Source organism: Herbiconiux solani NBRC 106740, assembly GCF_001571005.1.
Lineage (GTDB): Bacteria > Actinomycetota > Actinomycetes > Actinomycetales > Microbacteriaceae > Herbiconiux > Herbiconiux solani.
The window spans coordinates 146,874-165,571 of the sequence record NZ_BCST01000001.1 but is presented as its reverse complement, the minus strand read 5'-3'; the positions used below and the strand labels follow the sequence as shown (position 1 = coordinate 165,571).

Here is an 18,698-nt window from a genome sequence, read left to right as displayed (position 1 = left end):
TGGAGATCGGGGCCGCCCGCCCTCGTGACCCGTACCTCGAAGGAGACCCGGTGGCTGCACCGTCCGCTTACTCCGCCCGTCATCTGTCCGTCCTCGAAGGACTCGAGGCCGTCCGGAAGCGGCCGGGCATGTACATCGGCTCCACCGACTCGCGGGGCCTGATGCACTGCCTGTGGGAGATCATCGACAACGCGGTCGACGAGGCGCTCGGCGGGCACGGCTCGCAGATCGACGTCATCCTCCGCGGCGACGGCAGTGTCGAGGTGCGCGACACGGCCCGCGGCATCCCGGTCGACATCGAGCCGAAGACCGGCCTCTCGGGCGTCGAGGTCGTCTTCACCAAGCTGCACGCCGGCGGCAAGTTCGGCTCGGGCTCGTACGCCGCGTCCGGCGGTCTGCACGGCGTCGGCGCCTCGGTCGTCAACGCGCTCTCCGAGCGGCTCGACGTCGAGGTCGACCGCGACGGCAAGACCTGGGCGATGTCCTTCCACCGCGGCGAGCCCGGCATCTTCGACGACAAGGGTGGCGAGCCGAGTCCGGATGCGCCGTTCACGCCGTTCGAGAAGACCAGCGAACTCCGCGTTGTCGGCAAGGTCGCCAAGGCGAAGACCGGCACCCGGGTGCGGTACTGGGCCGACCGGCAGATCTTCACCAAGGGCGCCGAGTTCCAGACCGACGACCTCGTCGTGCGGGCGCGGCAGACCGCGTTCCTGGTGCCGGGGCTCGGCATCACGATCGACGACGAGCGCGGCGAGGAGCCGCGCACCGAGTCGTTCCGCTTCGACGGAGGCATCTCGGAGTTCGTCGAGCACCTTGCGCCCGACGCGCCGCTGACCGAGATCTGGCGGATCACCGGTGAGGGCCACTTCAAGGAGACCGTGCCCGTGCTGACCGACGGCGGGGCCATGATCCCGACCGAGCTCACGCGTGACTGCACCGTCGACATCGCCCTGCGCTGGGGCATCGGCTACGAGACCGCGTTCCGCAGCTTCGTCAACATCATCGCGACGCCCAAGGGCGGCACGCACCAGGCCGGCTTCGAGACCGGGCTGCTCAAGTTCCTGCGGCAGACCGTCGAGGCGAACGCCCGGCGGCTCAAGGTCGGCAACGACAAGCTGGAGAAGGACGACGTGCTCGCCGGCCTCAGCGCGGTGCTCACCGTGCGGCTGCCCGAGCCGCAGTTCGAGGGCCAGACCAAGGAGGTGCTCGGCACCCCCGCGGTGCGGAACATCGTCTCCCAGGTGCTGACGAAGGGCCTTGCCGAGCGGTTCTCCTCGGCGAAGCGCGACGACAAGGCACAGTCGGCGCTCGTGCTCGACAAGGTCGTGGCCGAGATGAAGTCGCGCATCTCGGCGCGGGCCCACAAGGAGACCCAGCGCCGCAAGAACGCGCTCGAGTCCTCCTCCCTCCCGGCGAAGCTCGTCGACTGCCGCAGCAACGACGTCGCCGCCAGCGAACTGTTCATCGTCGAGGGCGACTCGGCGCTCGGCACGGCGAAGCTCGCGCGCAACAGCGAGACGCAGGCGCTGCTGCCGATCCGCGGCAAGATCCTGAACGTGCAGAAGGCGTCCATCGCCGACATGCTCTCGAACGCCGAGTGCGCCTCGATCATCCAGGTGATCGGTGCCGGCTCCGGGCGGTCGTTCGACCTGTCGGCCGCGCGCTACGGCAAGATCATCCTGATGAGCGACGCGGACGTCGACGGTGCGCACATCCGCACCCTGCTGCTGACCCTCTTCTTCCGCTACATGCGGCCCCTGATCGAGGACGGCCGGGTCTACGCCGCCGTCCCGCCGCTGCACCGGGTGGTCGCGATCAACCCCGGCTCGAAGCCGAACGAGACGATCTACACCTACTCCGAGGCCGAGTTGAACGGCGTGCTGGCGGCGCTGAAGAAGTCGAATCGCCGCTATCAGGACCCGATCCAGCGCTACAAGGGCCTCGGCGAGATGGATGCGGACCAGCTGGCGAACACCACGATGGACCGCCGCTACCGCACCCTGCGCCGCGTCGGCGTGGCCGATGCGGCCGTCGCCGAGCGGATGTTCGAGCTCCTGATGGGCGACGAGGTGCCGCCCCGCAAGGAGTTCATCATCCAGGGCTCGGACAAGCTCTCGCGCGATCGCATAGATGTGTAGTTACCGCGCCGCCGCCTCTGCGGCGCGGGCGACATGTTCGCGAGCCGTCGTGAGGCGCGGCCTGCGGTCGCACCTCACGGCGACGCGCTCACCCTGGGTCGTCGAAAAGGGCCCGTTGCGATGGTGACTCGCTGGTGCGGCTTGTTTTACCGAGCAATGCTCGACAATTTTGGGTTGGCGAGTTAGGGTGGGGGTGCTCCGGGGGGCCGCCTTGGGTGGGGAGCCCTAGGGGAAGAGAGCTCACATGCGTGTTCGGGCATCATTCGTCGCGGGGATCGCCGTGTTCTCGGCGGTCGCCGTTTTCAGTGCAACAGGGGTCCTGCCGCCGGGCACACCGCCGGCCAGGGCAGCGAGTGACGAGGATGCGGCGCTTTCCGCCATCTCCGTGACCCGCATCACCGGGGCCGACCGCTACGACGTGGCGGTGCACATCGCTCAAGCGACCAGGACTCGGGCCGACGTGGTGTACCTGGCGTCGGGCAACGACTTCCCGGACGCGTTGAGCGCGGGGCCTGCGGTGGTGCACGAGCAGGGGGTGCTCCTGCTCGTACCGCCCACCGGCATCACGTTCACGATCGGCGTCGAGCTGGCGTCGCTCGCACCGAAACGGGTCGTGATCGTCGGCGGTCCGCTCTCGGTTCCCGAGACGATCGTGACGGAGGTGCGCAGCATCCTGGGCCCGACCTTCCCGGTGGCACGGATCAGCGGCGCCGATCGCTACGACGTGAGCCGTCGCCTGGCGGCCACGGTCTTCTCTTCCGGGGCATCGACCGTGTTCTCGGCCACGGGCACCACGTTCCCGGACGCGCTCTCCGCCGGGCCCGCCGCCGTCGCCTGGGATGCACCGCTGGTGCTCATGAACGGGGCGCTGCCCGCGGCCGACTCAGAGACCCTGGGCCTGTTCTCCCGTCTGCACACCTCGTGGGTCGCACTGACCGGCGGTCCCGCCTCCCTCTCCCCCGGTATCGAGGCTTCGCTCGCCGGCGTCGGCACGGTGACACGATTCGCAGGGGCCGATCGCTACGAGGTGTCCGCCGTCGTCAACGAGCAGACATTGAGCGACTTCGAGACGGTGTACCTCGCGACCGGGACGAACTTCCCCGACGCACTGGCCGGAGGCGTCCTCGCGGGCACCCAACGGCATCCGCTCTACATCGTCCCCTCGACCTGCGTCCCCGGCCGAGTACTCGACCGCCTGGCCCGCTTCGGCACCCGCTCGGTAGTCCTCCTCGGCGGCCCCCTGTCCCTCACCCCCGCAGTCGAGTCCCTCACGAGGTGCTAGCGGCGGGTCACGCCCCCGAACTGCCGGTACGACCCCCCTCTATTCGCTGAGGGGGGTGGCCGCTATGGTGCCGCGGGCCTGGCGGGCGCGCTCGTCGATGGCGTGGAGGGACTCGGGAGCGGCGTCGACGTAGGCGAGACCGCGGCGGGCGCGGGCCGTGTCGAGCAGGGAGTCGGCGAGGCCGGGGTTGTTGGCGAGGATGGGGCCGTGCATGTGGGTGCCGAGCAGGTTGTCCTCCCAGAAGCCCTCCTCGCCCGGCGTCTCGGTGTTGCCGCGGCCATAGACGACCCGGCCGAGCGTGGTGTGCGGCCCGACGTCGACGAACGAGCCGCGGTTCTCGAAGCCGACGACCGGCCCGAGGCGAGGCGACTCGACGACGAAGTCGCCGACCACCCGGGTGCCGCCGTGCCGCGTCGTGACCGGGAAGACCCCGGCGCCCTCGAGCACGTCGCCGTTCTCGAGCGTCACCGTCTGCCCCAGCAGCTGGAACCCGGCGCCGACCGCGAGGAAGGGCCGCCCGTCTGCGGCGAGCTCGCGGAGTGCCGGCGCGATCGCCGTGACCAGCGGATGCGCGATCAGCTCGGCCGAGACCGGCCCGCTCCCGATGAACACCAGGTCGGCGTCATCGAATCCGTCGGTGCTGCCACCGTCGTAGGTCGTGACCTCGACCGGCAGCCCGCGCCACTCCGAGCGGAGCCGCAGGATCTCGACGTTGCCGCTCTCGCCGTTCAGCTCGAGCAGGCGCGGGAAGAGGTGGAGGATCTGCAGGGCCTTGGCGTTCACGCGACTCCCCCGCCCTCGAGCTCCTTGAAGCCCAGGATCTTGCGGATCAGCATCATCTGCTCGTAGTTCAGGATCATCACCTTGTGTCCGGTCGCGGGTGCCGGCAACGCGAGGAACGCCTTCAGCGCCCGGCGCACGTCGAGTTCGACCTCGCCGACCGGGATGCCGAGGTACCCGAAGCGCACCGCGAACTGCCACGCCTTCGAGCCCGTGATGCCGTCGACGTGGTCGAGGGCCGAGAAGTCGATGTCGTAGATCCACGACGGGTCGGGCGTGCCCTCGTCGACGGCCAGGAAGACCTGCTCGGGAGCACTCTCCAGCGAGTCCAGGTTCAGCTGGAGGCTCGCCGGGTTCTTCATCATGATGATCTCGATCTGCTCCCCGTCGACGACCAGCAGCTCACCGCGGCCGTACACCGTCTCGAGCGTGTCGAGCGCCTCGGTGACGAGCTCCGGCCGGAACCGGTCGCCCAGCACACTGAGGGCCGTCGCTGCGGCTCCGGCGGCGTCGAGGGCGTAGTGCAGCCCGCGCGACGGGAGCTTCACGGTGATCTCGGTGCGTGCATCCTGACCCGGGAGCTCGATCGAGAGCGTCGCCCGCGGTCCGTCGAGCGCGATCACCTCGACCGTGGCCGGGCGGGAGCCCGGTGCCGCCGCCGACTCCTCGAAGCGGTCGGCCGAGGCGACACCGTGGCCCGCGGGCTCGACGAGCGACGGCACGCCGCCGAAGAACGAGACCGCGCGGCCCGGACGACCCGGGATGCGGGTGTCGAGATCGACCAGGAAGTTGTCCTCCCGGTTGAGGATCAGGCCTTCGGTGGAGGAGGCCGCGACCCTGCCGAGCATCGCGGCGACGCGATCCGGCTCGTGGTAGCGGTTCAGCTGGTCGATCTGGATGTTGAGGAGCAGCACCGTCCGCGGCTTCAGCAGCTCGGCGAGCTTGGTGCCGTAGCCCTCGTCGACCTCGAGGATCGCGATGTCCGAATCCAGCCGTCCGCCGGTCGACACCTCGGAGAGCAGCGCCGAGGCGATGCCCTGCGGGAGGTTTCCGCCCGAGGGGTTGGTGAAGACCTTGAGCCCGTGCCGACGCATGATCGCGGCCAGCATGTTCGTGGTCGTCGACTTGCCGTTCGAGCCGGAGACCGCGACCACCCCGTCGGGGATGCGCGCGATCGTGCGCTCGAGGAAACCGGGATCGATCTTCAGGGCGATGTTGCCGGGGATCGCCGAGCCGCCGCCTCGCAGGCGCGCCGCCACACGGACGGCACGCCCGACGAGGACGGCTGCCGCGGTGCGGGCTGTCGACAAACGCGGAGCCACCGGCCTACTCGAGGTAGTCGCGCAGCGACTGCGAACGCGACGGGTGGCGGAGCTTGGCCATGGTCTTCGACTCGATCTGACGGATGCGCTCGCGCGTGACGCCGAAGGTGTCGCCGATCTGGTCGAGCGTCTTCGGCATCCCGTCACCGAGACCGAAGCGCATGCGGATGACGCCGGCCTCGCGCTCGGAGAGCGAGTCGAGCAGCGACTCCAGCTGCTTCTGCAGCATGGTGAACCCGACCGCGTCGGCGGGGACGACGGCCTCGGTGTCTTCGATCAGGTCGCCGAACTCGCTGTCGCCGTCTTCACCCAGGGGGGTGTGCAGGGAGATGGGCTCGCGGCCGTACTTCTGCACCTCGACGACCTTCTCGGGGGTCATGTCGAGCTCGCGGCTCAGCTCTTCGGGCGTGGGCTCGCGACCGAGATCCTGCAGCATCTGGCGCTGGACGCGGGCCAGCTTGTTGATGACCTCGACCATGTGCACCGGGATGCGGATGGTGCGGGCCTGGTCGGCCATGGCACGCGTGATGGCCTGCCGGATCCACCAGGTGGCGTAGGTGGAGAACTTGAAGCCCTTCGTGTAGTCGAACTTCTCGACGGCACGGATGAGGCCCAGGTTGCCCTCCTGGATCAGGTCGAGGAACTGCATGCCACGACCGGTGTAGCGCTTCGCGAGCGAGACGACCAGACGGAGGTTCGCGCCGAGCAGGTGGCTCTTGGCCCGCTGCCCGTCCTTCGCGACCCACTGCAGCTCGCGCTTGGCGGAGGGGCTCAGGTTGTCGCTGTTGGCCAGCTTGTCCTCGGCGAACAGGCCCGCCTCGATGCGCATGGCGAGCTCGACCTCTTCGGCCGCGTTCAGGAGCGCGACCTTTCCGATCTGCTTCAGGTAGTCCTTGACCGGGTCGGCGGTCGCACCCGTGATCGTGGAGGAGTAGACGGGGACGTCGTCCTCGTCGTCGACGAGCGAGAGCACCAGCGCGCCGGTGGGCAGCGCCTCTTCGGCCACGGGGGCCTTCGTGGTCTCTTCGTCGGTGTCGGTCGCGTCGGGCGTCTCGGTCTCGTCGGCGACCTCGACGACGTCATCGGTCGCCGCCTCGTCGATCTCGACCTCGTCGGTGGACTCGATCTCTTCGTCGTCGTCGGCCTTGGCCTTCGCCTTCGTGGCGCGCTTGGGCGCCGCCTTGGCGGTGGTGGCCTTGGCGGGGGCCTTCTTGGCGGGAGCCTTCTTGGCCGGCGCGCGCTTCGCGGCTGCCGGGGCTGCCGTCTCGACCTCGTCGGGCGCCGTTGCCTTCTCGAGAGTGTCTGCGGACTTGGGGGTGGCCATTGGTTCACCTTTCATGCCATGCACCGGAGCGGAAGGCTCGTGATCCTCCGCAGGATTCCCGCGCATGAAGATGTTTTTGGACATTACTAAGACCCATGTCAAGTGCGGGATTCTCGCAGCCGGGAACTCGACTGCTCCCATACACAGGAACGGGTCTTCTCGTCAATTATTGCACGGATGCATCAGACAGGACGCCGCTTCGCGCCGCGCCCCCGACGCCTCCCGGCCCGGTTCCTCCAGGCTCTGAAGAGTGCAACCCAGATGGGGCCTACGGATATTCCCTCGTCCTCCTCGAGCTTGCGCCGTGTTCGCCGACGGGCGAACAGCAGCATCACGACGCCGAAGCCGATGACGACGTACTGCACGGAGAAGGCGACCCGGAACGCCGCCAGGTCGTAGAGCGAGGCGCTCCAACCGCTGTCGAAGAGGCCGTCCAGGATCACGCCGATCAGGAACATGATCACGAAGCTCGCGGTGAACCCGCCCACGTTCACGATGCCGTTGGCCGAGCCGAGCGAGCGAATCGGGTTGAACGAGCGCGCGAAGTCGAAGCCGATTAGGGAACCGGGCCCGCCGACGCCCATCGTGACGACCAGCACGATGATCAACCAGAACGGCGGCACTCCCGGCCAGAGCAGCACGGCCGCCCAGACCAGACCGAGCAGGGCGGTGATCCCGAGCACGAGGTTCGACCGGCGGAGCGGGAACCGCGCGGTCAGGATGCCGAGGACGGGCCCTGCGATGAGACCGGTCACGACGATCAGCACCAGGAGCAGGGAGGCGACCTGCTGGCTGATGCCGACGGCCGAGACGAGGAAGGGGAAGCCCCAGAACAACGAGAACACGGTGCCGGAGGACTGCGTGACGTAGTGCGACCAGAAGCCCAGCTGGGTGCCGGGCCGGCGGAGGGTCTGGCCGAGGCCATGCAGAGCATCCCGGATCGAGGCGACCCGCGGGGGCTCGGGCACGCCGGCCGGCCGGTCGCTGAGTAACGCGACCGCGAGCACGAAGGCTACGAACGACAGCGAGGCCGCCGCGGTGAACGCCGGGGTCCAGCCCGCGGAGTGCAGGATCGCCGCGAACGGCAGGGCGGAGAGGATCTGCCCCAGCGCGCCGATGTTGCCCGTCCACTGCGAGAGCAGGGGAACCGTGCGGCCCTGGAACCAGGAGTTGATCAGGCGGATCAGGGAGATGAAGACCGCCGCGTCGCCCGCCCCGACGAGGATGCGGCCGAGGATGGCGATCTGGATGTCGGGGGCGAACGCCAGCACCAGCTGGCCGGCGACCATGACCGCCGAGCCGCCGGAGATGAGGAGCTTCGGGCCGACCCGGTCGATCAGCAGGCCGATCGGGATCTGCAGGGCCGCGTAGACGATCAGCTGCACGACCGCGAGCCCCGACAGCAGGGCGGCCGTGGTCTCGAAGCGTTCGGCCGCGTCGACTCCGGCGACGCCGAGGGTGGAACGTTGCATCACCGCCGCCATGTAGGCGAAGACGCCGACCGCGAAGATGATCCAGGAGCGGCGGGAGTTCATATCACTCCAGCGTACGCCTGGGGGTGGGTGCTGTTTCTTCGGGAGGGTCGCGTCTCAGGCCGAGTGGCCGCTGGATCAGGCCAGGCGGGGCCCAGCTGGATCAGGCGGGGCGGAGTGCCGCTGGATCAGGCCGGGCGGTCGCCGTCGGTGAAGTCGTCGCCGGGACGGTTGCCCGCGAGGAAGCGTTCGAGCTCGTCGGCGATCTCGTCGGCCGAGGGCAGCTCGCCGTCGACGTCGGTCAGCGGCGAGCGGAGGGCCGCGCCCTCCATGTAGGCGTCGTGCCGCTCCTCGAGCGTGTGCACGAGTCGGCCGAGCTCGGCGTTGGTCTCGACCTGCTCATCGATCTTGGCGACGAAGCCGCGGCTCTCCTCACGGAGGCGGTCGGTCGGGAAGATCAGGCCCGTGGCCGAGCTGATGCTCTCCAGCGCCACGAGCGCCGTCGCGGGGTACTCGGTGTCGGCGAGGTAGTGCGGCACGAGCAGCACGAAGCCGGTGATCGGATGCCCCAGCTCCTGCAGGCGGTACTCGACCAGGTGCAGGGCGTTCGCCGGCGCCTGGGTGCTCGGCCGCCAGGCGGAGAGCGCGTCGATGATCTCGATGCGGTTGCCGCTCACGGTGACCTGGATCGGGCGGGTGTGCGGCACGGGCATCGGGATGGCGTGCACCCAGGTCGTGGTCTTGACGTGGAAGAGCTGAACCAGCTCGATCACGGCGGCGGTGAACCGCTCCCACTGGAAGTCGGGCTCGAAACCGTGCAGGAAGAGGAAGCGCTGGCCCAGCTCGTCCGACATCAGGTGCAGACGCAGAGTCTGCGGCTGGTACTCGCTGATGTGATCCTGATCGAAGGTGATGATCGGGCGCCGGGCACGGTAGTCGAGCAGGATGTCGGCGTCGAACTCGGCGACGACGGTGTTCTCGAGCGTGTCGAGCAGGTACTCGCCCAGCTGGGAGACCGCTCCGCCGGAGTCGGTGAACCCGGTGAGGGCTGCGACGAGGTTCAGGCCGTCGGGGACGACGCCGGCGTCGGCCACGACGTCATACAGTCCACTCGGATCTTCCATGCGTCAACTCTAAACCGGGGCCCTCCCGCGTGCCGGAGCGAGTCGCATGCCGAGAGCGAACAGGAATCGGGAATAGGCGCGGGGCTGGTCGGCGGCACCGTGGCCGTTCGCGGTGGCCGGTCGCGGTGGCCGGTCGCGGTGGCCGGTCGCGGTGGCCGGTCGCGCTCAGGACTGCTTCGGGCGAAGTCGTTAGCATGTCGGAATGACTACGGCCGATCTCTCCCTCCGCTCCCCCGACGCCCCGCTCACCGACGGGGAGGTGCTGGTGCTCGCCGCGGCGAAGACCGACGACGGCCTGGTCGTCCGCGGCCCCGGGGGCGAGGAGCTCGCGCCGATGCTCGAGGCGATCGGCTTCGCGGCGAAGAAGGACGACTTCGTGCGCCTGCCCGCCCCGGCCGGTATCGACGCCCAGAGCGTCGCCGTCGTAGGGCTCGGCAGCGGCACGGCGACGGTCGACGATCTGCGCTACGCCGCCGGCACCGCGGGGCGCCGGGCTCCGTCGGGCTCGGACGTCGTGCTCGCCTTCGAGCCGGCGGATGCCGCCGAGCTCGAGGCCGTGATCGAGGGCGCCGGACTCGGCTCGTACGACTACACCGCGTATCGCGGGACCGGGACTGCTTCTTCTTCGGCTGCCGATTCCGACGGAGCTTCTGCAGACGTCTCGTCCGGTGCCGATGCCGAGGACGCCGCGCCGCGTGCCCGGCGGATCGCGGTCGTGACCGGCCTGAGCGAGGAGACCGGAGCATCCGCACTCGCCCGGGCCCGTGCATCCGTCGACGCCGTCTCGCTGGTGCGCGACCTCGTGAACGTGCCCGCCCTCGACCTGTACCCGGCCAACTACGCCGACCAGGTCGTCGAGCTGGGCCGCGAACGCGGGCTGGACGTGAAGGTCTGGGACATGGACGCGCTGAAGGCCGATGGCTTCGGCGGCATCGTCGGTGTCGGCCAGGGCTCGGAGCGCCCGCCGCGCCTGGTGCGGGTCGACTACTCGCCCGCCGGCGCCACCAAGCACATCGCGCTCGTCGGCAAGGGCATCACCTTCGACACCGGCGGGCTGTCGCTGAAGCCCCCGGTCTCGATGATCGGGATGAAGTACGACATGGCGGGCTCCGCCACCGTTCTCGCGGCCGTCGTCGCGGCCGCCGAGCTCGAGTTGCCCGTGCACCTGACGGCCTGGCTCTGCCTGGCCGAGAACATGCCTTCGGGCGTGGCCATCCGGCCCGGTGACGTGCTCACCATCCACGGCGGCCGCACGGTCGAGGTGCTCAACACGGATGCGGAGGGCCGGCTCGTGCTCGCCGACGGGATCGTCGCCGCGGGCGAGGAGAACCCGGACGCGATCATCGACGTCGCCACCCTGACCGGTGCCGCCGTCGTGGCGCTCGGCAACCGCTACGTCGCCACGATGGGCGACGAGGAGCTGACGGCACGCGTGCTCGAGGCCGCCGGCGAGGCCGGCGAGACGCTCTGGCCGATGCCGCTGCCCGCCGAGCTCCGCCCCCTCCTCGCGTCGGACATCGCCGACATCGCCAACGTCAAGCCCGGCAACACGGCAGGCGGGATGCTCGTGGCCGGCGTCTTCCTGCAGGAGTTCGTCGGGAAGAACGCCGAGGGACGCACGATCCCGTGGGTGCACCTGGACATCGCCGGCGCCGCCCAGAACAAGGACGGCGGCTACGGCTACACGGTGAAGGGCCCGACCGGGGCGACCGTGCGCACTCTGCTCCGACTTGCCGAGGCGTACTCCCGCGCGTAGTAAGGTCGTATGGGCGAAAAAATCTCGCCCATCTCCCGTGCGGCTGTACGACGATTCCGCACGGATCTCGATGCACGAGGGAGTTGCTAGGTGTCGGATCAGAACTTTGACATTGTGGTTCTCGGCGGTGGCTCGGGCGGCTATGCAGCCGCATTGCGCGCCAGCCAGCTGGGCTTCACGGTCGCGATGATCGAGAAGGACAAGGTCGGCGGCACCTGCCTGCACCGGGGCTGCATCCCGACGAAGGCGCTCCTGCACTCGGCCGAGGTCGCCGACGTCTCGCGCGAGTCGGCCAAGTACGGCGTCACGAACACCTTCGGCGGCATCGACATCGCGGCGGTCACGGCCTACCGCGAGGGCATCGTCTCGTCGAAGTTCAAGGGCCTCGAGGGCCTGGTCAAGGCCCGCGGGATCACGACGATCCCCGGCGAGGGCCGTCTGACCTCCCCCACCACCGTGCAGGTCGGCGACGACACGATCACCGGCAAGAAGATCGTGCTCGCGACCGGTTCGTACTCGCGCACCCTTCCCGGGCTCGAGATCGGTGGCCGGGTCATCACCTCGGAGCAGGCGCTCGCGCTCGACTTCGTGCCCAAGAAGGTCGTCATCCTCGGCGGCGGCGTGATCGGCGTCGAGTTCGCCAGCGTCTGGAAGTCGTTCGGCGCCGACGTGACGATCGTCGAGGCGCTGCCCCACCTCGTGCCGAACGAGGACGAGGCGATCTCGAAGCAGTTCGAGCGCGCCTTCCGCAAGCGCGGCATCGCCTTCAACCTCGGCACCCGGTTCTCCGGCGTCACGCAGGACGAGAACGGCGTGGTCGTCACCCTCGAAGACGGCAAGACCTTCGACGGCGAGCTGCTGCTCGTCGCCGTGGGCCGCGGCCCCGCGACCCAGGGCCTGGGCTTCGAAGAGGCCGGCGTCACCGTCGACCGCGGCTTCGTCATCACGAACGACCGCCTCGAGACCAGCGTCCCCGGCGTCTACGCCGTCGGCGACATCGTCCCCGGCCTGCAGCTCGCGCACCGCGGCTTCCAGCAGGGCATCTTCGTCGCCGAGGAGATCGCGGGCCTCAACCCCCAGGTCGTGCTCGACGTCAACATCCCCAAGGTCACCTACTCCGACCCCGAGGTCGCGTCGGTCGGGCTCACGGAGGCCAAGGCCGCCGAGAAGTACGGCGCCGACAAGATCACGGCGTACGACTACAACCTGGCCGGCAACGGCAAGAGCCACATCATCGGCACGACCGGCTCGGTCAAGGTCGTGCGGGTCAACGACGGCCCGGTGATCGGAATCCACATGATCGGCGCCCGAGTCGGCGAGCTGATCGGCGAGGGTCAGCTGATCGTGAACTGGGAGGCCTACCCCGAAGACGTGGCCTCGCTCATCCACGCGCACCCGACCCAGAACGAAGCCCTCGGCGAAGCGCACCTCGCGCTGGCCGGAAAGCCGCTGCACGCGATCTGACCGATCGCCGCGCCCCGGCCAGAGCAACATCCACGTCGGCCCACTAGGCTCGACAACGAACGGTTCCATAAGGAGACAAAGGTCATGAGCGAATCCGTCAACCTTCCCGCACTCGGTGAGAGTGTCACCGAAGGAACGGTCACCCGGTGGCTCAAGAACGTCGGCGATCGCGTCGAGGTCGACGAGCCCCTTCTCGAAGTGTCGACCGACAAGGTCGACACGGAGATCCCCTCGCCCGTGGCGGGGGTGATCGAAGCGATCCTCGTTCAGGAAGACGAGACGGTCGAGGTGGGCACCGCCCTCGTGACCATCGGCGACGGGTCCGGCGCCGGCGCCGACTCCGGTTCGGCTCCCGAGGCCGCTCCGGCCGAGGCTGCTGCCCCCGAGGCTCCTGCCGCTCCGGCACCTGCCGCTGCTGCTGCTCCGGCTCCCGCTGAGGAGCCGGCTCCGGCCGCTCCGTCGCAGGAAGCGCCGAGCGAGGTCGTGCAGCCGTCGGTGGATGCTCCAGCTCCCGCCGAGCAGCCCGCACCGGCCGCGCCGGCTCCCGTGCAGGAGGCTCCGGCCGCTCCGGCGCCCGCTCCTGTCGCCGCGGCTCCTGCTGCTCCGGCTGCTGCCGCTCCGGCCCCGGCCGCTGCTGCACCGGCCGCTTCGGCTCCGGTCGCTGCTGCGCCCGCCGCTGCTGCTCCGGCGGCGAGCGGATCGAACGCCGGCTACGTCACTCCGCTGGTGCGCAAGCTCGCTCATGACAAGGGCATCGACCTCGGGACCGTCACCGGTACCGGTGTCGGAGGGCGCATCCGCAAGGAAGACGTGCTCGCCGCTGCCGAGAAGGCCGCTGCTCCGGCCGCTGCCGCTCCTACTGCGACCGCCGCCCGTACTCCGCTGGAGACCTCGCCGCTCCGCGGCACCACCCAGCCGATGTCGCGCCTCCGCAAGGTCGTGGCCGAGCGTGCCGTCGCGTCGATGCAGGCCTCGGCCCAGCTGACGACCGTGGTCGAGGTCGACGTCACGAAGGTGGCCGCGCTCCGCGACAAGGTCAAGGGCGCGTTCCTGGAGAAGACCGGCACGAAGCTCTCCTTCCTGCCCTTCTTCGGTCTCGCCGCCGCCGAGGCGCTCAAGGCGTTCCCGATCATCAACGCCACGGTCGACGGCGACACGATCGTCTACCCCGACCACGAAAGCATCAGCATCGCGGTCGACACCGAGCGTGGCCTCCTCACCCCTGTGGTGAAGAACGCGGGCGACCTCGACATCGCCGGTTTCGCGACCCAGATCGCCGACCTCGCTGCTCGCACCCGCGACAACAAGCTGAAGCCCGACGAGCTGGCCGGCGGCACCTTCACGCTGACCAACACCGGTTCGCGCGGCGCGCTGTTCGATACCCCGCTGGTCTTCCTCCCGCAGGTCGCCATCTTGGGCACGGGCATCGTGGCCAAGAAGCCGGCCGTGGTCAAGGTCGACGGTGGCGAGGCAATCGCGATCCGCTCGATGGTCTACCTCGCGCTGAGCTACGACCACCGCATCGTCGACGGAGCCGACGCCGCGCGCTTCCTCAGCGCGGTGAAGGAGCGCCTCGAAGAGGCGGACTTCGAGAACGACCTGGGCCTCTAGGCTCCCGGCAGCCGTTCCGACGGCGGCCGCCCTCACGGGTCGCCCCCGAACGAACGGATGCGCCAACCGGTCCCGCCCCTGATCACCAGGAGCGGGACCGGTTTCGCATCTCCCCCGCCCGTCACCTCCAGCAGAGCAACTCCCCCGACGCGCTGAACGAGCCGGATCGCGGAGTGCGCTCCGGCCTCTGATCCATCGGCCACTGCGCCATGGCTACCCGAGGCATCAGACAGCAGTGCACGATCGGCTTCCTCGGCGGGTGATCCCCACTGGTCCACATCGCTCAGGCAGGCACCGTTCCCGCCCGCGAGGCACGCGGCCCGCACCCGCAGCAACTCCCCCGCTGCCGCCACCGGGTCGTCTCCGGCGACCACCGCGTTCGAGGCGTCGTCAGGGGCGCCTTCTCCCGTAGTCGCAGCCTGCCTCTCACCCGCATCGATATGGATTCTCTCGTTGGCCGATGGTTCGGCGACGCTGGACGACGGCACCGGGCCGGCTTCCCGCTCGTCACTGTCCGAGGGGAGCGTGAGCCACGCGGCGGCCAGAACGATGAGGGCTGCGCCAGCCCCTACGGCCAACCGTCGCCCGCGGCCGCGCACCAGCGACCGACCCCGGCGGCTGAGCAGTCCGCGGAGCGCCGACACGCTCTCCCGGGCTGCGAGGAACGCCGGTTCCACCGTCTCGAGGAACCGCACCTCCTCCCCGTCACCGACGACCTCCGCCTCGGCATCCCACGCCCACTCCTCGATCTGACGCCTGCCCACCCCGCCCCCCGCCGTCACCTCACGTCCCGCCCCGATGCCGCTCGCCGCTGCAGCCCGCTGCGGCGCCGACTTCGGGTCGAGGCCGAGCTCGCGCACTGCCCGGATATCTGCGAGCACAGTCGCGTCGAACGCCTGGTCACCTCTAGGGCAGGCCTGAGTGAACCCGACCAGCACGACCTGACCGTCCTCCGCGACCAACACGCTCGAGTCGTCGATCCCGCCGTGAGCCCATCCCGCTCGGTGCAACTCCTCCACCAGCGCACCTACCGCTCCCGATGAGCGATCACCGTCGCTCGCATTGCCGAGTGCTGCACCCGGCACGCCGTCCAAGAAAGCCGCGTGGCCACGGACGCGCAGGGACGGCTCGGAACAGAAGGTCATCACGAGCACCGCGCACCCGTCCCGAGCCCGCGTCTCACCGAGGAGCACAGGCATCGCCGCGATCGGCCGCTCGGCGAGCACCTCTCGCTCGGCCGCGGACGGCCCGAACCCCGGCGCGAACACCTTCAGCACGACGTCCCGCCGCACACTGACGCTGATCGGCCCGTCCCCCGACTCCCGAGCATGCCGACCGTGCCGCATCCATGACCTGACTGCACCTCCTTCCGCACGCGCCAGGTACACAGCGGCCCGCTCCCCCACGCCGACCACCTCGAGCAGCACGAACCCCTGCACCAGGTGCGCCGCCGACACGCTGACGGAACGACTGACGGGAGGGCTGGCGACGGGGGAAGCGGGAGGGTCCATGCACCGATCGTGCCCGCATCCGCACCCCGTGCATCCGCTCGCCACCGACCGGTGGAGAACCCGTCGGGGCGGCCCCTCTGTGGAGGACCGGAAGCGGTTATCCACAGTCACAGCACATGCACACCACGACCGGCGCGACGAAGTATCCTTGGAGTCATGGCACGCAAGACCGACTCAACACCCAAAGCTCCGAAGGACCCGAAGGAGCCGGGCCGTCTGAAGCAGATGGTGCAGGTCTTCAACATGACCCGCCGCTACGACTCCAAGGCGATCTGGATCATGCTGGCCGGCTTCGCCGTCCCGGTGCTCCTCGGTGTCGCCCTGGCCCTCATTCTGTCGCGCGACAACGTGTTCGGGCTGGTGATGTGGATCCTCGCGGGTGTGCTTGCCGGCCTCCTGGTGGCCCTGATCATCCTCGGTCGCCGCGCCGAGCGTGCCGCCTACAAGCAGATCGAGGGGCAGCCCGGTGCCGTGGGCGCCGTTCTCCGCAGCTCGCTCAAGCGCAGCTGGACAGGCAGCGAGATGCCCGTCGCCGTCAACGGCAAGACGCAGGATGCGGTCTACCGCGCCGTCGGCCGTGGCGGTGTCGTGCTGATCGGCGAGGGCCCCCGCTCGCGCACGACCCGCATGCTCGAAGACGAGCGTCGCAAGGTCCTCCGCATCCTCCCCAACGTGCCCGTCACCTTCCTCTCGGTCGGTCCCGACCCTGAGTCGCTTCCGCTGCACCGCGTCGCCCCCAAGATGGCGCGGATCAAGCCGACCCTCACAAAGCCCGAGGTGCTCGCCGTCAGCAACCGGCTGACGTCGCTGAAATCCTCGCCGCTGCCCATCCCCAAGGGCATCGACCCGATGCGGATGCGCCCGCAGCGCGGCCGCTGAGCCGCGGCGTGACGACCTCCTCCGGCAGCGCAGCGCCCAGCGAGTGGCCGGGGCAGCGCCTCGGTCTCAACCGGGAGGGCAGGGGTTCCGTGGCCCGAGCGGGTCGCCGGATCGCCGCTCTGCTGATCGACTTCGCCTTCTGCTACGTCATCTACTTCGCGTTCTTCTTCGAGAACCCGTTCGCGTCGAGCATCATCTTCTTCATCGAGCAGGTCGTGCTGATGAGCACGCTCGGCGGCGGCCTCGGCCACCTGCTGCTCGGGATGCGCGTGGTGCGGCTGAACGGCGGTTACGCCGGCTGGTGGCGCCCGGCCCTCCGCACCATCCTGCTCATGCTCGTCGTGCCCGCCGTCATCTGGGACTCGGATCAGCGCGGCCTCCACGACGTGTTCGCCGGCACTGTGTTGGTCAAGCGCTGACCGACGCTGACACGCGCGACCGTCGCGGAGACGTGCGCGATCGGTCGAACCTGTAATCGGCGGGTCATCAGGAGACGTAACATCCCGGAAACAATCGTGACACCGCCGAGTAATGCCCTGCGGCTAGCCTGACGAGGGCTACACCCTTGTAGTTTTTCCAGTTCCAAGCCATTTGGAGATTCCTCACATGTTCAGTGATTCTTCTGAGGTGCTCAAGTTCATCAAGGACACCGACGTCAAGTTCCTTGATATCCGCTTCACCGACCTCCCCGGTGTGCAGCAGCACTTCAACATTCCCGCCTCCACCGTCGACGAGGAGTTCTTCGCCGTCGGCCAGCTCTTCGACGGCTCGTCGATCCGCGGCTTCGCGTCGATCCACGAGTCGGACATGCAGCTCATCCCTGACGTCTCCACGGCTTACGTCGACCCGTTCCGCGCTGAGCGCACGCTCATCCTGGTCTTCGACATCTACAACCCCCGCAACGGGGAGATCTACTCGCGCGACCCGCGCCAGGTGGCCAAGAAGGCCGAGAAGTACCTCGCCTCGACCGGCATCGCCGACACCGCGTTCTTCGCCCCCGAGGCCGAGTTCTACATCTTCGACGACGTCCGCTACGAAGTGAAGCAGAACTCGAGCTTCTACTCGGTCGACTCCTCCGAGGCCGCCTGGAACACGGGCCGCGTCGAAGAAGGCGGAAACCTGGGCAACAAGACCCCCTACAAGGGCGGCTACTTCCCCGTCTCCCCCGTCGACCAGCACGCCGACCTCCGCGACGACATCTCGCTGAAGCTGATCGACGCCGGTCTCATCCTCGAGCGCGCCCACCACGAGGTCGGCACCGCCGGCCAGGGCGAGATCAACTACCGCTTCGACACCATGGTGCACGCGGCCGACGACATCCTGAAGTTCAAGTACATCGTCAAGAACACGGCGAACCTCTGGGGCAAGACGGCCACCTTCATGCCGAAGCCGCTCTTCGGCGACAACGGCTCGGGCATGCACACGCACCAGTCGCTCTGGAACGACGGCAAGCCGCTGTTCTACGACGAGGCCGGCTACGGCGGCCTGAGCGACCTGGCCCGCTGGTACATCGGCGGCCTGCTGAAGCACGCTCCCGCGGTGCTCGCGTTCACCAACCCGACCGTGAACTCGTACCACCGTCTGGTGCCGGGCTTCGAGGCTCCTGTGAACCTGGTCTACTCGGCCGGTAACCGCTCGGCGTCGATCCGTATCCCGATCACCGGCACGAACCCGAAGGCCAAGCGCATCGAGTTCCGTGCACCGGATGCCTCGGGCAACCCGTACCTCGCCTTCGCGGCGCAGCTCATGGCGGGCCTGGACGGCATCATCAACCGCATCGAGCCGCACGAGCCCGTCGACAAGGACCTCTACGAGCTGCCCCCGGAGGAAGCCAAGAACATCCCCCAGGTTCCCGCGACGCTCGGTGAGGCGCTCGACGCGCTCGAGGCCGACAACGAGTTCCTGACCAAGGGCAACGTCTTCACTCCCGACCTGATCGAGACCTGGATCTCGTACAAGCGTGAGAACGAGATCAAGCCCATCGCCCAGCGCCCGCACCCCTTCGAGTACGAGCTCTACTACGGCGTGTAGCTAG

14 protein-coding genes are annotated in these 18,698 nt (G+C 69.1%); 8 read left to right on the top strand and 6 right to left on the bottom strand.

Features of this window, described 5'->3' with window-relative positions; genetic code table 11:
• Positions 1-50 precede the first annotated feature (50 nt).
• Both HSO01S_RS00810 and HSO01S_RS00805 read left to right on the top strand, forming a co-directional pair.
• Entirely contained in the window at positions 51-2,138 is a 2,088-nt protein-coding gene (locus tag HSO01S_RS00810; protein WP_066038690.1) for a DNA gyrase/topoisomerase IV subunit B, read from the top strand.
• Between the two features lie 385 nt (positions 2,139-2,523).
• Positions 2,524-3,420, top strand: a complete 897-nt coding sequence (locus HSO01S_RS00805) for a cell wall-binding repeat-containing protein (protein WP_066038689.1) — start codon at positions 2,524-2,526, stop codon at positions 3,418-3,420.
• Between the two features lie 39 nt (positions 3,421-3,459).
• On the opposite strand, the gene HSO01S_RS00800 is transcribed toward HSO01S_RS00805, so the two are convergent.
• From HSO01S_RS00800 to HSO01S_RS00780, 5 genes are all read right to left on the bottom strand, one after another.
• Positions 3,460-4,203: a type 1 glutamine amidotransferase gene (locus HSO01S_RS00800; protein ID WP_066038688.1), complete on the bottom strand. Its 744-nt coding sequence runs from the start codon at positions 4,201-4,203 to the stop codon at positions 3,460-3,462.
• Entirely contained in the window at positions 4,200-5,522 is a 1,323-nt protein-coding gene (locus HSO01S_RS00795; RefSeq protein ID WP_245635840.1) for a MurT ligase domain-containing protein, read from the bottom strand. The genes HSO01S_RS00800 and HSO01S_RS00795 overlap by 4 nt, the downstream gene beginning before the upstream one ends.
• A 4-nt stretch (positions 5,523-5,526) precedes the next feature.
• The gene (locus HSO01S_RS00790; protein ID WP_066038686.1) at positions 5,527-6,846 is read right to left on the bottom strand and encodes an RNA polymerase sigma factor; all 1,320 of its coding nucleotides are present in this window, start codon (positions 6,844-6,846) and stop codon (positions 5,527-5,529) included.
• A 182-nt stretch (positions 6,847-7,028) separates the two neighbouring features.
• Positions 7,029-8,381, bottom strand: a complete 1,353-nt coding sequence (locus tag HSO01S_RS00785; protein ID WP_066038685.1) for an MFS transporter — start codon at positions 8,379-8,381, stop codon at positions 7,029-7,031.
• 125 nt (positions 8,382-8,506) lie between these two features.
• On the bottom strand, positions 8,507-9,442 hold the full coding sequence (locus HSO01S_RS00780) for a proteasome assembly chaperone family protein (RefSeq protein ID WP_066038684.1): 936 nt from the start codon (positions 9,440-9,442) through the stop codon (positions 8,507-8,509).
• Positions 9,443-9,644: 202 nt separating this feature from the next.
• On the opposite strand from HSO01S_RS00780, the gene HSO01S_RS00775 reads away from it, so the two are divergent.
• From HSO01S_RS00775 to sucB, 3 genes are all read left to right on the top strand, one after another.
• Complete coding sequence (locus tag HSO01S_RS00775; RefSeq protein WP_066038683.1) at positions 9,645-11,198, top strand: leucyl aminopeptidase; 1,554 nt, start codon at positions 9,645-9,647, stop codon at positions 11,196-11,198.
• A gap of 90 nt (positions 11,199-11,288) precedes the next feature.
• Positions 11,289-12,662, top strand: coding sequence for a dihydrolipoyl dehydrogenase (gene lpdA / locus HSO01S_RS00770; RefSeq protein WP_066038682.1), 1,374 nt, complete (start codon positions 11,289-11,291; stop codon positions 12,660-12,662).
• A gap of 84 nt (positions 12,663-12,746) precedes the next feature.
• A complete protein-coding gene (gene sucB / locus HSO01S_RS00765; RefSeq protein WP_066038681.1) occupies positions 12,747-14,273 on the top strand; it encodes a 2-oxoglutarate dehydrogenase, E2 component, dihydrolipoamide succinyltransferase in 1,527 nt (508 codons plus the stop codon).
• Positions 14,274-14,305: 32 nt separating this feature from the next.
• Here sucB and HSO01S_RS00760 read toward each other — a convergent pair whose 3' ends face one another.
• A complete protein-coding gene (locus tag HSO01S_RS00760; RefSeq protein WP_066038680.1) occupies positions 14,306-15,784 on the bottom strand; it encodes a hypothetical protein in 1,479 nt (492 codons plus the stop codon).
• 156 nt (positions 15,785-15,940) lie between these two features.
• On the opposite strand from HSO01S_RS00760, the gene HSO01S_RS00755 reads away from it, so the two are divergent.
• The 3 genes from HSO01S_RS00755 to glnA all read left to right on the top strand — a co-directional run bounded on the left by HSO01S_RS00755 (position 15,941) and on the right by glnA (position 18,694).
• The gene (locus tag HSO01S_RS00755; protein ID WP_066038679.1) at positions 15,941-16,663 is read left to right on the top strand and encodes a DUF4191 domain-containing protein; all 723 of its coding nucleotides are present in this window, start codon (positions 15,941-15,943) and stop codon (positions 16,661-16,663) included.
• A gap of 8 nt (positions 16,664-16,671) precedes the next feature.
• Positions 16,672-17,082 carry an RDD family protein gene (locus HSO01S_RS00750; RefSeq protein ID WP_245635839.1) on the top strand — a complete coding sequence of 137 codons (411 nt, stop codon included), beginning with the start codon at positions 16,672-16,674 and terminating at the stop codon, positions 17,080-17,082.
• A gap of 187 nt (positions 17,083-17,269) precedes the next feature.
• Positions 17,270-18,694 carry a type I glutamate--ammonia ligase gene (gene glnA / locus HSO01S_RS00745; protein WP_066038677.1) on the top strand — a complete coding sequence of 475 codons (1,425 nt, stop codon included), beginning with the start codon at positions 17,270-17,272 and terminating at the stop codon, positions 18,692-18,694.
• Positions 18,695-18,698: the final 4 nt, after the last annotated feature.